At 48.0% G+C, this 15516-nt stretch carries 11 protein-coding genes and 2 riboswitches; of the genes, 2 read left to right on the top strand and 9 right to left on the bottom strand.

Features of this window, described 5'->3' with window-relative positions:
• Position 1: 1 nt before the first annotated feature.
• The 4 genes from QFZ51_RS11275 to QFZ51_RS11290 all read right to left on the bottom strand — a co-directional run bounded on the left by QFZ51_RS11275 (position 2) and on the right by QFZ51_RS11290 (position 6532).
• On the bottom strand, positions 2 to 3355 hold the full coding sequence (locus QFZ51_RS11275) for a TonB-dependent receptor (protein WP_429045854.1): 3354 nt from the start codon (positions 3353 to 3355) through the stop codon (positions 2 to 4).
• A gap of 115 nt (positions 3356 to 3470) precedes the next feature.
• Positions 3471 to 4670: a FecR family protein gene (locus QFZ51_RS11280; RefSeq protein WP_429045856.1), complete on the bottom strand. Its 1200-nt coding sequence runs from the start codon at positions 4668 to 4670 to the stop codon at positions 3471 to 3473.
• A gap of 50 nt (positions 4671 to 4720) precedes the next feature.
• Positions 4721 to 5317 (bottom strand): RNA polymerase sigma factor, encoded by a 597-nt coding sequence (locus QFZ51_RS11285; RefSeq protein WP_429045858.1) that lies wholly within the window; start codon positions 5315 to 5317, stop codon positions 4721 to 4723.
• A 342-nt stretch (positions 5318 to 5659) separates the two neighbouring features.
• Positions 5660 to 6532, bottom strand: a complete 873-nt coding sequence (locus QFZ51_RS11290) for an SDR family oxidoreductase (RefSeq protein ID WP_429045860.1) — start codon at positions 6530 to 6532, stop codon at positions 5660 to 5662.
• A gap of 119 nt (positions 6533 to 6651) precedes the next feature.
• A riboswitch (cobalamin riboswitch) is annotated at positions 6652 to 6855 on the top strand.
• Positions 6856 to 7053: 198 nt separating this feature from the next.
• On the opposite strand from QFZ51_RS11290, the gene metE reads away from it, so the two are divergent.
• Together metE and QFZ51_RS11300 are read left to right on the top strand one after the other, a co-directional pair.
• Positions 7054 to 9345, top strand: coding sequence for a 5-methyltetrahydropteroyltriglutamate--homocysteine S-methyltransferase (gene metE / locus QFZ51_RS11295; protein ID WP_429045862.1), 2292 nt, complete (start codon positions 7054 to 7056; stop codon positions 9343 to 9345).
• Positions 9346 to 9365: 20 nt separating this feature from the next.
• Positions 9366 to 9749 (top strand): acyl-CoA thioesterase, encoded by a 384-nt coding sequence (locus QFZ51_RS11300; protein WP_429045863.1) that lies wholly within the window; start codon positions 9366 to 9368, stop codon positions 9747 to 9749.
• Positions 9750 to 9811: 62 nt separating this feature from the next.
• Here QFZ51_RS11300 and QFZ51_RS11305 read toward each other — a convergent pair whose 3' ends face one another.
• The 5 genes from QFZ51_RS11305 to QFZ51_RS11325 all read right to left on the bottom strand — a co-directional run bounded on the left by QFZ51_RS11305 (position 9812) and on the right by QFZ51_RS11325 (position 15479).
• The gene (locus tag QFZ51_RS11305; RefSeq protein WP_429045865.1) at positions 9812 to 10759 is read right to left on the bottom strand and encodes a hypothetical protein; all 948 of its coding nucleotides are present in this window, start codon (positions 10757 to 10759) and stop codon (positions 9812 to 9814) included.
• 24 nt (positions 10760 to 10783) lie between these two features.
• Positions 10784 to 11935 carry a YncE family protein gene (locus tag QFZ51_RS11310; RefSeq protein ID WP_429045867.1) on the bottom strand — a complete coding sequence of 384 codons (1152 nt, stop codon included), beginning with the start codon at positions 11933 to 11935 and terminating at the stop codon, positions 10784 to 10786.
• Positions 11936 to 11940: 5 nt separating this feature from the next.
• Complete coding sequence (locus tag QFZ51_RS11315; RefSeq protein WP_429045868.1) at positions 11941 to 13959, bottom strand: TonB-dependent receptor plug domain-containing protein; 2019 nt, start codon at positions 13957 to 13959, stop codon at positions 11941 to 11943.
• A 121-nt stretch (positions 13960 to 14080) separates the two neighbouring features.
• Positions 14081 to 14287, bottom strand: a riboswitch (cobalamin riboswitch).
• A 265-nt stretch (positions 14288 to 14552) separates the two neighbouring features.
• Positions 14553 to 15023, bottom strand: a complete 471-nt coding sequence (locus QFZ51_RS11320) for a nuclear transport factor 2 family protein (RefSeq protein ID WP_429045869.1) — start codon at positions 15021 to 15023, stop codon at positions 14553 to 14555.
• Positions 15024 to 15065: 42 nt separating this feature from the next.
• Complete coding sequence (locus QFZ51_RS11325) at positions 15066 to 15479, bottom strand: hypothetical protein (protein ID WP_429045871.1); 414 nt, start codon at positions 15477 to 15479, stop codon at positions 15066 to 15068.
• Positions 15480 to 15516: the final 37 nt, after the last annotated feature.

Genomic DNA, 15516 nt, shown 5'->3' on the forward strand with positions numbered 1-15516 from the left:
GTTAAAAATTCAATTTAAGACCCGCGGTAAAGGTGCGGTACGCAGGGAAAGCTGTATAATCCAATCCTGATGAAAGGTTGGCGTTGCTGCCGCTGCTATTGAGATTGCTGTTTACCTCAGGGTCCGATCCTGTATATTTAGTAATGGTGAATAAGTTTTGTACGGAGCCATATACTTTAATGCCTCTCAGGCTTTTCAGAAAAGTTTTGGCCACCGGGATATTATAACCGAGCATCAGCATTTTACAGCGCAGGTAAGAGGCGTTTTCCACAAAGCGGGAGTTCATCATACCGCCGTAAGCAATCGCGTATCCATCTCTCGGAATATCGGTGTTTTCGTTGTTGGTAGTCCACCTGTTCAGTGCCGCTTTACCCGGCCCGGATTCCAGTACAAGACCGGTTCCGTTATACAGGCTGTAATCCAGTGCGCCCTGCAGGAAAATGTTCAGTTCAAAACCTTTATAGGCAAAGTTGTTATTGATGCCATAGATATAGTGCGGGTTCGCATGACCAAGATACGTGCGGTCGTTGGCATCAATAACACCGTCCGGTTTTCCGCCGGGACCACTGATATCCTTGAATTTAGGATCACCTGCTTTTGAATTCGGTTGTGCGGGATGTGCTTCACCGGTTTTTATCACGCCATCATAAACATAACCATAAAAAGTACTCAGTTCCCTTCCCGGTTCCAGTTTGGTGAAGTCCATACCACGACCGCCATACAGGTTAGCTGTTTGTGTAATGATATAAGGACGGCCGCCCAGGTCCAGGCAGTTTTGTTTGTTGTAGGCAACGTTCACGGTAGTATTCCAGGTGAATGCATGATTGATAATATTCTCTGTAGTAACGGATAATTCAACGCCCTTATTTTCAATACTGCCGGCATTCACGGTTTGCACCGCAAAACCATTCCAGTCGCCTATAGGCATATCGAAGATCAGCCTGTTGGTTTTTTTGCGATAGTAATCAATAGTAGCAGAAACGCGGTTGTTGAAAAAGCCCATGTCTATTCCAAGATCCAGCTGAGCTGTGCTTTCCCATTGCAGGTCTGCATTAGCTAAACGGGTGGCAACAATTCCTCCATAACTGTCGCTGCCTTGTCCGAGCGACACGTTGGTAGGCCCGAATGTGGGCATGTAAATATAATCACCGATCCTGTCGTTACCGGTAACGCCATAACCACCTCTTACTTTCAGGTTGGAAAAGATGTTCAGGTCTTTAATGAATTCTTCTTCACCTGCTCTCCAGGCGAGGGAACCGGAAGGGAAGATACCAAAACGGGTGTTGCCACCAAACCGGGAAGATCCATCCCGGCGCACTGTGAAGGTAGCGAGATATTTATCTTTCAGGGAATAGTTGATCCTTCCATAGGCAGAAGCCATCTTGGATGGAATCAGGTTGCTGGTACTGGATAGCCGCTCTGTACCTGCTTCCAGGTTCTTGTACAGAAATGCATCCGTACTGAATTTCTGCACCAGCGAATAATGTTTTTCGGTTTTGTCAGACTGATAAGATACCCCTGCTACAACGTTGAAGGAGTGGATGGCATTAAACACTTTCCTGTAAGTGAAGTAGGCCTCCACCAGGTTTCGCGTAACAGCGATGTCATTTAAGCTGGCTTTACCCTGTACTTTTTCACCGTCTACCAGGTCGCGTGGAAGATAGGTGCCTTCCTTGGTAGTCATATACTCGCTACCGCCGTTCACACGGAAATTAAGTCCGTCCAGGATCTGGTAATCAGCATAGACGTTAATATTTACCTTGTTTTCAAACCGGTCGTTGGTAGGCGCCATTAACCACGCCAGCGGGTTGTCCCTTCCTTTGAAGCGGGCATAAGTACCATCTTCATTGTATACGGGAATAGCCGGAGAAGCGGTGAGTACGCCATACATCACGTTGGAGGGTACAATGTTTCCATCGTAGGTTTTAAAATTGGTATAAGCATGTGAGGCGTATACGCTGGCTCCTGTTTTAAATCGTGCTGCGAACTGCTTATCGTAGTTGAGTCTTACCGAATACCTTTCAAAAGAAGTATTTTTTAATGCACCATCCTGTTTGAAGTAACTGCCGGATAAGGCAACCCTGTCTTCCGCGGTACCGCCGCTTACGCTCAGGTTATGGCTTTGCACCATTCCGGGGCGTGTGGTTAATTTAAACCAGTCGTTGTCCCGGCCACTGGCCAGCTCGGCAGCGGTATAAAAAGCAGGTTGCCCTTTTTCAATAGCTTTTGCATTGGTGACCTGCATATTTTCCAGGCCATTCATTTTATCGTATTCCTTAATGATCCTTTGCGTACCGTAGTAGCCATCATATTGAATAGATGCCCTGCCGCTTTTACCTCTTTTGGTGGTGATCATTACCACGCCGTTGGCGCCGCGGGCACCATAAATAGCGGTGGAAGAGGCATCCTTGAGGATCTGTATATCATCGATATCATTCGGGTTGATGTCTTTCCCGGTTTCGGAAGGGAAGCCATCTACCACGTACAATGGTTCGTTGGTGGATTTGATGGAATTGCCGCCGCGGATACGCACAATGGTTTGTCCGCCTGGCGCCGCGTTCGACTGGCTCACCTGCACCCCTGCGGCCCGGCCCTGGATGGCCTGCGCAGCGTTGCTGGTTACACCGCCGAGGTTCATCTGGTCGCTGGATATGGAGCTGATAGAACCGGTGAGGTCTTTCTTTTTGGTGGTACCATAACCCACTACCACTACATCGGTGAGGTTAGATACTTCTTCAGAAAGCGTTACTTTAAAGCTGGTGTTTTTGCCATCAAACTTCACAGACCAGGTTTTAAAACCCACCATAGAAATTTCCAGTGTTTCTCCTGGGTTGGCATTGATCTTAAAGCTGCCGTCGGTGTTGGTAACAGTTCCCAGTTTGGTACCTTTTACGGTAACGGTGGCACCGGGTAAAGGCTGTCCTTTATCGGTGGTCACCACGCCATGTACTTCAATAGGTGGCGGCGGCGTAGTGACCGGCTGTATCACCGGTTTTGTTTTTACAATGATAGCACCTCCTTCGATGCTGTAGGTGAGCGGCTGATTACGCATGAAAATATTCAGCGCATCACTTACAGGCATATTGTTCACCGTGATATTGGCCCTGCCGCTTTTTTCCAGCAAGGCTTCATCGGCCAGGATATTGAGGCCGGTTTGTTTATTGATTTCCCGGAAAACCTCTTTGGCGGTAGCGTTTTTCAATGATAAACTTACTACCTGGTTCTGGCTTCTGGCTGCGCTCACCTGTGCCGTGGTGGCGAAACATAGCAGGGCCAGGAACTGACTGACCTTTAGATGCTTGGTTGGACGCCGGTTGTTTTTACACCGGGAACTGGCAATAGTACGTAATTGCATACTTGTGCTGAGTTTTGATTGAGAGAATGGTTTGGTTGTGCTATCTGCTTTAATAAATCCTTGTTACCATGACATCTCCGTCATGCTGGTTGATATAATTGTTCACCTGCGGGCGTTAATCGCCCCGTACAATCAGTTTTTTTCCTTCTAACCGATAATTAACATCATTGGCATTCAACATTTTCAGCACATTTACCAGGCTGCTGCGACGGCTGATCATCCCGAAAAATTTCCTGGGTTTGATATTGCCTTCGTATACAATCTCCACGTCATACCAGTGGGAGAATTGCCGTAATACAGTGGTCAGATCTGTGCTCTCGAACTGGAAGTATCCTTCTTTCCAGGCTATTATTTCAGCGGTATTTACGCCGGTTACTCTTTTTACATTCCCATTAGGGCTTACCTGCGATTGTTCGCCCGGCGCCAGTTGTATGCTGCCCTTTTTACTGTTTATTTTTACTGCTCCCTCCAGGAGGGTAGTGTTGATCGTGGCTTCGTCGGCGTAGGAATTGATATTGAAATTTGTGCCCAGTACATCCACGGTCATCTGGTTTACCTGGATACGGAAGGGCCGGTGCGCATCATGTGCAATTTCAAAGTAAGCTTCGCCGGTAAGCTCAATCCGGCGTTCATCGCCTGAAAAAGTAGCCGGGAAGCGGATCGAGGAGGCTGCATTCAGCCAAATCCTGCTGCCATCGGCCAATACCAGCGGATAGGTTTCACCTGCCGCCGTGGTAAGCGTATTATAGATAGGAGCGCTGCTGGCTCCCTTTGTTTTTACATATACCAGTTGTCCGCCCTGGTTGCGGATGGCGCTATTGCCCTGTTGTGCCAGTTGTTGGATACCGGCGCTGTCCAGCACTATCTTTTCCCCGTTGGCCAGGGTGAGTACCGCTTTATGCTGACCGGGCGCCACATCTGCCGGCGTCTTTTTCGCTGTAGTGGCCATCGGGCTAACCACTGGCTGCCTGAAAAAATAAATGGCCGGAAGAGCGAGTCCGATTATCACGGCTGCCGCGGCGGCGAGTTTAAACGGACCATAATTCCTCCGGGAGCGGGACATGGATATTACCGGGGCGCCCTGGATATGCTGTAACAGCCCTTTCCGGACCCTTTCGCCGGGTTCGCCGGAGTGGGAGCCGTTATCCGGCTTCACCTGCCGGAATGCGGCCTGCATTTCGTTCAGGAGCGTCCTGTCGGAATCCTTGTCCCGCAGGTAATCCATCAGTTCAAGGGCTTCCTGCGGACTACAAGTCCGTTGTTGCCAGCGTTGCAGCAATAATTGGTAATATTCATTGTTCCTTTCCGTGGGCATATATATACTATCCCAAAAAAAGCAGGTAGGGTGGTCCGGGAGAAAAAAAATTATTTGGAGGAGTTGAGGAGAACCCCGGAAACCAGTAACAGGGGAAGAATACCGTCGGTATTAGTATAGAAGAAAAATTTAATACTTTTCATGGCCAGCACCATATGTTCCTTTACTGTATTGCGGGAGATGCCCAGTTCTACGGCTACTTCTTCGTAGCTTTTGCTTTCTTCCCGGCATAGCCTGAACACTTTTTGCCGCTGAGGGGGCAATTGCGCAATGGCCTTATGTAATAAAGATTCGTATTGTTTCCACAATAACCGGGTGTCCGCATCTTCCGTCTGATGCTGCAGTTCCTGCATTACCTGTAAACGGAGCGCTGCGTCGGCGCTGATCTTCTTCATTAACTTAAATACATGATTCCGGGTAATACGGTACAGATAACCACTGAATGACAATTCAGGGTTGATCCGCTCCCTAATCTCCCAGATCTTTATAAACACTTCCTGCAGTGCATCTTCGGCCAGTTCCGGGATATTGATGAAGTGGAGAATATAAGTGTAAAGTGAGGGGTAATACTGATCATATAAGGTGATATACGCTTCAGTATCCCCTTGCTGTAGCCGTTGCAGCAAAACCGCTTCTTCATTGCTCACTGGTTGCTCGATTTGATAACTAAAGTAAGCAATTGGCGGGAAATTCGTGTAAAATTTTGCAGCGGATTTTGTCTTTCTCGCTGATTACGCTGATTATACTGATTATACTGATTTTACTTTTGGATTTTTAGATTGATAATAATTAAGGGAGATAAAAGCAAATATTTCCATTTCTATCTCTCTTAATCCTTTATAAATCCAAAAAGTAAAATCAGTATAATCAGCGTAATCAGCGAGAAAGACAAAATCCGCTTCTATCTCCCCAAATCCTTTAAAAATCCCAAAGAACAAAATCCAATTAATCAGTATAATCAGCGTAATCCTGAGAAAGACAAAATCCGCTCAGGTAAACGCCGGTGCATACTCGCCGGCGAAGGCGGCGAAGTCGCGCGCCGGCCTGCCGGTTATATCCATTACAGCGGAGGAAACGGCCGCCGCTTCGCCGCGTGCGTAGTGGGCATAGTCTTCGATGAGGCCCTCTGCCTGCCAGGCGGGGAATCCGGCGTGGAGAAGGGCGGGCAGTAACTCTGCTGCGGTAACGTTGATGTAGCGGATAGTGCGCCCCAGTGCATTGGATAGCGTTTCTGCGAGTGCGGCATGGGTGAGTGATTGCGGGCCGGTGATATCGTAGGTGTTGCCTTCATGCCCATTGCCGGTGAGGGCAGCCGCAGCTATGGCGGCAATGTCGCGGGTGTCTACTACGCTGATGGGAGCGTCGCCGGCGGTAGCAAAGAATTTGTTCTGGCTGGCAATTGTTTCACGGAAACCCAATAGCCCCTGCATAAATAAATTGGGCCGCAGAAAAGTATATGCCATACCGGATACACGGATCTTTTCTTCTACAGCGGCATGATACCGTAAAAAACGTACGGGCGATTGTGCGTCCGCATGGAGTTGCGAGAGCTTTACGATATGCGGTAACCCGCTTTTAACGGCGGCCGTTACAAAATTGCTTTGCAGTTTTTCCGCTGCTTCAGAAGAGTTGGTAAGCAGGAAAGCCCGCTCTATTCCTTTAAGTGCAAGGGCTAAGCTGTTGGCATCGTTGAAATCGCCGGTTACTATTTCAGCGCCGGGTAAGGCGGCAAGGGCATTTACGTTATTGTCTGTTGTGCGCACCATGGCGCGGAAGGGAATGCCTTGTGCCGATAACTGTTTAGCCAATGTAGTACCAATGTGTCCGGTGGCGCCGGTGATCAGTATGTTTGCCTGTTTCATAGCTGTTTGTTTTTATGATGTAAAACTCCGCTTTTCGCCCGGCCCGAAATTGTAAGAAAACGAAACGGATTTGATAGTTGCGGGGATTTACTATCTTCGCGCCGGTTCTTTATGTATTACTAATCGAAGCAAATAATGGTTCCCGCTGAAAAGCGGGATTAAAAGGGAACTGTGTGCAAATCACAGGCTGTCCCGCAACTGTAAGCTTCCGGCAGCGCACATGCACTGCAACTGGTAAATAATATGCCACTGTTCCGGCCAGGAATGGGAAGGTGTTTACCAGCGGAACAAGCCAGGAGACCTGCCTTTATTTCACTTTGACAATGCTTTCGGGGATTGAAGCGTGTCAGGTTTCGGTATCGGTAATTATCAGAACAGGCGTATGCATGATGGAATCATGTATACTATATGCTTGTTCTTGTATCTGCCATACCTTCTCCTTCCGTATTATTTTCTCAAAAACATTGCTGTACTATATAAAAGAGCGTGAACGTCATGTATCACCTTTTAAACAATCAGTAATGATTATCCACAACTTAGGCTATCCGAGGATAGGTAGCCAGCGTGAATTGAAGAAAGCCTGCGAAAGCTACTGGGCAGGCAAAATTACTCTTGATGAATTACAGGCAACCGCCCGTAATATCCGTTTACACAACTGGGAGCTGCAGCAACAGAAAGGGATCGACTGGATTCCCTGCAATGATTTTTCCTTTTACGACCAGGTGCTCGACACTTCCCTGATGGTGGGCGCTGTGCCACAACGCTACCGCACCTTGCAGGAGAAGAAACTTCCTGAAACAGACCTGCTCTTCGCCATGGCGCGCGGCTACCAGCGCGATGGCGACGATATCACCGCCATGGAAATGACAAAGTGGTTTGATACCAATTATCATTATATCGTTCCGGAATTTACGGCAGACCAAACATTTCATTTCTTCTCCCGCAAAGTAACAGCGCAGTTTCTCGAGGCAAAAAAAGAAAACTATGCTGCTAAACCCGTGATCCTTGGCCCGGTATCTTTCCTGTTACTCGGAAAAGAGAAAACGGCCGGCTTCAACCGTTTATCGCTGATAGATAAACTGCTGCCGGTATACCTGGAGGTGCTGTCGCAGCTCACACAAGCCGGCGCAGAAGTTGTGCAGCTCGATGAGCCCTGCCTGTCGCTCGACCTGGATGAAGCAGCCCTGCAGGTGTTTACGAATACCTACACGAAAATTCATGCAGCCTTTCCCCAACTGCATATTCTCCTGGCTTCTTATTTTGAATGCTATGGAAAGAATCTGCCGGTGGCTTTGGCATTGCCGGTGCAAACATTGCACCTCGATCTCGTGCGTTGCCCGTTGCAACTGGAAGATATCCTCGATACAGCTATTGCCCATACTTCTTTGCACCTCTCGCTGGGTGTAGTGGATGGCAGGAATATCTGGAAAAATGATTATGAAAAATCTTTACAGCAGATACAAAAGGCAGTAAACGTGTTAGGAAAAGACCGTATCGCCATTGCTCCTTCCTGCTCATTGCTGCATGTGCCGTGCGACCTGGATAACGAAACAGCCCTGTCTCCCGAAATTAAAAACTGGATGGCCTTTGCCAAACAGAAATTGCAGGAACTGAATGAGCTGCGTGATATTGTGAACGGCAATACGGCGCTGCTGGAAGCCAATAAAGCAGCTATCCATAACAGGGCCACCTCGCCGCTGATTCATAGGAAAGAAGTGAAAGAGAGGATAGCGGCATTTACCGCCGCAGATGCACGCAGGAACAGTACGTTCCCGGTGCGTCAAAACATCCAGCAGCAGCAGTTTGGACTGCCACTGTTTCCTACAACTACGATCGGCTCTTTCCCGCAAACAGATGATATCCGTCAGTTAAGGGCGCGCCTGAAAAAAGGAGAGCTGACCACCGAACAATATGAAGCCGCCATTGAAAAAGCGACCATAGAGGTGATCCGCTGGCAGGAGGAGATTGGCCTGGATGTACTGGTACATGGTGAGTTTGAACGGAATGATATGGTAGAATATTTTGGTGAGCAACTGCAGGGATTCCTGTTTACAAAAAATGGCTGGGTACAGAGCTATGGCAGCCGTTGTGTAAAACCACCGGTTATTTTTGGAGATGTAAGCCGTCCGGCAAACATGACCGTGCGTTGGAGCAGTTTTGCGCAGGCGCATACCGATAAACTGATGAAAGGCATGCTCACCGGTCCGGTTACCATTTTGCAATGGTCCTTTGTACGGGACGACCAGCCCCGTTCCACCACGGCCAACCAGATCGCGTGGGCTATCCGCGATGAAGTAGTGGCATTGGAGCAGGCAGGCATTAAGGTGATCCAGATAGACGAACCTGCTATCCGGGAAGGCTTACCTTTGCGTAAAGAAAACCGCGCAGCTTACCTGGAATGGGCGGTACAGGCGTTCCGCATTTCCGCCAGCGGCGTAAAGGATGAAACGCAGATCCATACACACATGTGCTACAGTGAATTTAACGATATCATTGAGCATATTGCAGCGATGGATGCAGATGTAATCACCATCGAAACCTCGCGTTCGCAGATGGAGTTACTGGATGCCTTTGCTGATTTTAAATACCCTAACGAGATAGGCCCCGGCGTATACGATATCCATTCTCCCCGCCAGCCATCTGCGGAAGAAATGATTTCGCTGCTGGAGAAAGCCGCCATCACACTTCCTGCCAGGAACCTGTGGGTAAACCCGGATTGTGGGTTGAAAACCCGTAAATGGCCGGAAACAAAAGTGGCATTGTCGAATATGGTCCGAGCAGCGGAAGTGATGCGGGGAAAAGCATCTTTGTAAAAAAGAAAAACAGTACAATCATGACTATAGAAGAAAAAATTCTTCATTCGGAAACCCGGATCTTTAAAGCCGTATTTCCCAGCACTACCAACCACTATGATACCTTGTTCGGCGGCACGGCCATGTCGCTCATGGATGAAGTAGCGTTTATTACTGCTACCCGTTTTGCACGTAAAAAAATGGTAACGGTATCTTCCGGGAAAATAGATTTTAACCGGCCCATTCCGGCAGGCACCATCGTGGAACTGATCGGGAAAATCATCGAAGTAGGAAATACCAGTGTTAAAGTATTGGTGGAAATATACATTGAGGAAATGTATTCCTATTCACGGGAAAAAGCCATCACCGGCACTTTTAGCCTGGTGGCCATTGGCGACGATAAGCACCCGGTAAGCGTGAAATAGTCGAAAAAGAAAGAGGGCCGTTTGTAAACAAACGCCCCCTTCTTTTAGATTATTCATGGATATTATTCGAGGTTCAGATCTTTTACGCCCAGCACTTCTGTAGAAATTTCCCCTAACCATCCAGCTTCTGCACGGATAGCCGTATGCACTTTAATAAAGTTGATCCCTGTCAGCTTCACCGGCTTGCCGGTTTTATCTACTGCCCAATCCAGTTTTATTTTCGCATCGGTATCTTCATTCGCATGGTTATCTGCATAACCCCACGAGAAAGCGGGTGAAACATAGAAGGGAGAGAAAGGATCGCTGGAAGTATTTTTAATGTTGATGTCTGTTAACTTAGTACCGGTGAAAGTGATGCTGTCGCCTTTCCACTGCGGGTAATACGACTGATCATGAAATACATTTTTAGCAAGGTAACCGGTGTTGCCCTGGTTGTCTTTCCAGCGGATATACTCCGTGTCGCTGGTATAGGGATCATCCGGATTGGTCACCCTTTCTTTTGTTTCGTTGGGCTTGTAGTATGTGACCTGGTAGTTCTTTACGGTTTTGGAACTGTTGTATTCTGAGCCGGCAATTTCATACCATTCATCATCGGGGAGGCCATTTTTATTGGCATCCACGGATACGGAGATCACGCCGGGTTCTGCAAACTGGTTGAAAGCATTGCCCAATACCACGAAGGAGTATTCGCCGGGTACATTTTTGATGGTATGATCAAAGCCCATTACTACATATCCGCCGAATCCGCCGAGGGAAATCATATCTTCTTTTCCTAAAGCCGCCAGTGCGTAATCCGCCATTTGTTTTGCTGAATCGCCCTGCTTCCACATGGGAAGTTCATTGGTGAACTGTCCGGGTGCGGGGAAGTACTCAAAAACTTTGGTCACCTTATTCAGGAAAGGACCGGTAGGCTCAGGGTCCTCAATGGGCGGGGTTACGTCTTTATCCTTTGAACAGCTGCTTACCATAGCAGCGATGAACGTGGCAGCAAGTAGAAGTTTACTTTTCATTTGTATACATTTAGTTGGTTATGATTATTTAGTTGCGGAAACAAATGCAATGTGTGCGGGTATCTCGCCGGTGGTGACCGACCATTTCTTTTTACCTGTTTTATCAAAGCAGTAAAGGGTTCCGGAAGAAACGTAGTCCTTTGCATCCGTCACAAAAATTTCTTTGGTGATGGGGTTTACTGCAACGCCGTAAGGCATACGGATGGATTTGTCGGTACCATCAGCGATAAAATTGGTGTTTAACACAGTCTCCGTTTTTACATTTACCATATTATAGGTGATGGTCCATTTGCCGGTGTTATAGCTGAAGACAGAACCATACACATAAGCGGTGTCGCCGGAAATACACAGGTTGCTCACGGGAATATCAAATTGTTTTTTTACCGCATCCGTTTTTGTATCTATCACAAAAAGGCGGGATGGTGTATTATAATAATCGCCGCGGGAAGTCACGTAGACATCGCCATCATTGTCTGCCTTGAGGCGGTCGAGGTTAATCGCCACATCAATCTTTTTTATCTCTTTAAAAGTATTCAAATCTATTACCGACACGGTGCGGTCGTAATTTGGTGCGCGGTAGCCGCCGGAATTGGCTACATAAAGTTTGTTGCCCACTACAGCCATTTCTTCCGGTTGGTAACCCACAATCACTTTACGGGTAATTTCCAGGGTAGTGGTGTCTATCTCTGCTACAAAACCAATGGGTGCATTGGGTTCTATCAGTACGGGGCCTGCATAGGAGCTTACGTATGCCTTGCCGTTGGCAAAAGTTATATAGCGGCAGTTGAGGATATCAATTTGTTTGATACGTTTGGTGCTGGCTGCATTCATCACTTCCACCTTGTTGGAAATGTTGATCACGGCATACAACTTCGTACCATATACTTCAATATCGTTGCCTACATCGCCCAGTTCCTTTACAGTAGTGGGATTGGCAGTAGCATAGATATTACTTTTGTAGATGCCTGTGGTATAGTCGTAATAATCCAGAGAGGCTTTATTACTGCCCATATTGCCTTCATTCAGCAGGTAAAATCCATTGAGCAGGGATCCTGGTGTGGCGGTATCCACGGGTGTTACTTCCGGCGGAACAATTTTTTCTCCTTTCCGGCAACCGGTGATGGCCAGTCCTGCCAGGGCGGCCACCAATACTGTATTCCTTAGCTGTTTCATCATGACGATTAAATATTCACGGTTAAAATGAAGCGGTAATTTCTCCCCGGCATGGGGTAGCTGATCACCACTTCATAGAACTGGTTGGCGAGATTATTTACCTGTGCCGTTACATGGAACCGGGTATGTTTGTAACTGAATTGTTTGCCCAGTGAAATATCGCTGGTATACCAGGGCTCCACGTAGTTCTTTAACTTATTTTCTTTGCTGTTGTACCGTTCTCCCGTATAAATGAAGCTGTAGTTGGCTTCCCATTGTTTATAGTCGGCGCTCAGTATCACCGAGCCGCTGTGACGGGGAATGTAAACGATCTGGTCGCCGTAAAAACTGCCGGAGGGATCGGTGAAATCCTGTGCGCGTTGGTACGTATACGTGAGCCGTGTGCTGAACTGCACCTGTTTTTTTATAAGCCATAGCGCTTTTGCTTTTACATCCACGCCTTTTATCTTTACAAACCCCAGGTTCTCCATTTGCCAGCTGAGCATGCTGGCGCCGGGAACGGCTACGATCTTATCCTTTACTTCATTGTAATAGACGTCTGCCTCGATACCTGCCTGAGTGAGCCAGCTGCTGGCAAAGGTTTTATTCCAGGTGAATCCTGCATCATATTGTGTGGCGAATTCGGGTTCCAGGAAGCGGTTGCCGATCTCGGTATAATAGAGGTCATTAAATGTAGGCATGCGGAAGATCTGTTTGTAAAACCCACGAAGCCGGAAATCCGGTGAGCGCATGGGCTGCCAGGAAACAAATACTGCCGGTGTAAATTTCTGCTGGTAGGGCGCCGAAGCATTTTTCTTTACAGTTTCATTCACGAAGGTGCCCAGCAGGCTGGCCTGTGCGCTGAAACGGTTGAAGCTGATGTTTGTGGCGGCAGCAGCCAGTGTGGTATAACGGGTAGGGTAGCTGAAGTTGGTCAGGTCCGCATCCAGGCGGTTCCATTGAAAGTCGCCCGAAGCCGCAATGGTCCACCAGTTGGTAAGGGTATACTGGTGTGCCAAGGAGAAATACATTTCATATTGGCGGTAGTGGTTATCTATATAAAGCCGGGCAGTATCCGGCGCCAGGAACCGCGTGTAGTCGTAGGCGTATTTCCCGTTCAGCAGGATGCTGTAACGTTTGGTAATATCTTTGCGGAAGCTGGATTGCACAAAGATGTTCTGATCCCATTGACGGTCCACATGCCCGAACACACCGTTTACAATGAACCCGGGCAGACCGCGCTGCGATTGGTAATAATACACTTTGGTGCTCCACTCCCCGCCATTCAGCAGGCCATTGAAACTGCCTTCCATGCGAACGGCATTGATGTCGCCGTTTTTCCGGTAAGCGCTGGTATCATATACCAGGTGCCCGTTTTCATCCCGTTTCTGGTAGGAGAATTTATACCTGCCGGTAGCATTGATCCATTCGGTGCTGAAGGAGGCGGATACTTTGCTGCTGATCTTCTGCTGCCATAGCAAAGAGGGATTGAACAGGCCAAAGGAGCCGGTTTTGATAGTACCCCTGAGATGTGTTTTTTCTCCCGGTGCAAATTTAGGTTTGAGAGAAGTAAGATAGATGGCCCCTGCAGATCCAAAGTCTTTCGCCGGCTGAAAGATGTTGCTTTTCTGCCCGTTGTACAGGGCGATTTCCTCCATATTATCCAGCGAAAACCGGCCCAGGTCCACCTGTCCGTTCTGGGCATTGCCCAGTTGAATGCCATCATAAAATACGCCCACCTGGTTGGTGCCCATGCTGCGTATATCAACGGTTTTGAGACCGCCAATACCGCCGTAGTCCTTTACCTGCAACCCGGCAAAAAAACGGATAGCATCCGCCACGGAGTGGCTGCCCAGCCGCTCCAGTTCTTTCGCCTGCATTTTCTGCCCCGGGCTTACTTCCCTGGCCGTACGCGGGGCTGTAACGGACACCTCCCGGAGGTCCTTGGATTTTACACTGTCGGCCTGTTGTGCAAAAGCACTCAGCGCCCCACAGAGCAATACCAGCAACATCCCGGCGGTTTTCGCCGGTGTTTTAAAACGCATCATTCCCAAGCCTGTTAATGTTCCATCAACAGCTTTCGCAATAAGAAAAATAATCAGGAAAGAGACAAGATACGGGGGATACCCGCAGATTGAATTTATTCCCAAGCTTCATTCCACGAAAGCTTAAAAAAGTAGTTGTATGGCAGGTATTCTGACTTATCTCTGCTTCAGGCGACCTTCCCATTGAATGTTCAACAGTGGTCTGATTGGCGATGCCTTAGCATTGTATGAGACTTACAGCAGCGGGACTGTCCGGGATTTTCACCCGAGTTCCCTTTTAATCAGGTATATCCGGAGTGGACATGCCTGAACCATAGCGGGGCAAAAGTAGGTTATTATTTGATCGATTCAAAACGGGAGCGGTATCCATGTGGGCATATCCACCCTGAAAGCTGACCGAAACCCTGGTTTTTGACAGGGATAGTGCATTGATAGTGCATTGATAGTGCATGGGAGTGCATCATGAGTGCATGAGTAGTGCATGAGTAGTGCATGCGGACTGTATGCATAGTGCATGGGTTACGCAACGAATACGCTGGTTTCACGCATCTGTGAAGCATGCGCGAGGTAATACCGGGTCAGGGCGGGTGCAGGTATTATTTTGCCATGGCTGATTCTTCACAATTGTCTTTGCGCCTGGTGTCGATGAGATATTGGATTTTCCACCCATCCGGGAGCTTCACCAGTTGGAAGGAGTCTACCCCACAGTGGGAAAACTGTCCTTTGAAGAAGAAGCGGTAGGGTGTCCATACAGCAGCCAGCCGGCCATCTATCAGGACGGAGCCAAATACAATACGCTCGTCCGCCGCCTGGGCCGGGAGTCTGCCTATAAAAGAGGAAAATTCATTGACCGGCGTGGTGTGGATAGTTTGCTTGCCTGCTTTGTCTTCCATCACCGACTGCAATATCGCTCCCGGCGCGAAACAGGCGGCCACCGCTACACTATCTGAATTATTCATGGCAGTAAACAGCTGGTTAATAGCAGCTTTCACTGCTTCCTCCGGTGCCTGGGCGTAGAGAGAGGCACCCATGATGATAAGTACGAAGCTGAGTATAATACGGCGCATTTTTTTTCTTACAATATACTGATTTTGTATTTGTACCAGCGCCTAGCTGATGATGCCTTTCTCTTTTAAAACATCTTCCTCGTTTTCATGACTGATATACATGATTATTTTGAGTGCATCATTAAGATGGTGTAAAATGTAAGTAATCTCAAATTCAATGACTTCCTCCGGATTTTTTGAGAAAACAGCGCCCCATCTCACCAGCGCCCTGGTATAGTATTTCCCCATCGGCGACGTTTCTACTTTAATGACTTTCATTTCCTGCATGCCGACCTTGTGGTTAAATTTAAACATCTCTTCCAGCCATTGCGTGAACTTTTCATCATTTTTAAAAGTCATGCTTCCCGATGGCCCGGCGGCCATGAAGTTTTCTGCATAACAACTGGCGATGATACTTGTATCGTTGCCTAAGGAGGCCCGGCCATAAGTGGTGAAGAAGTCGGTGAATGATGTCATAACGGATAGTTTTTAGGGGAAGCGGATTTACGGTTTC

This window comes from Chitinophaga sp. W3I9, assembly GCF_050434025.1.
Lineage (GTDB): Bacteria > Bacteroidota > Bacteroidia > Chitinophagales > Chitinophagaceae > Chitinophaga.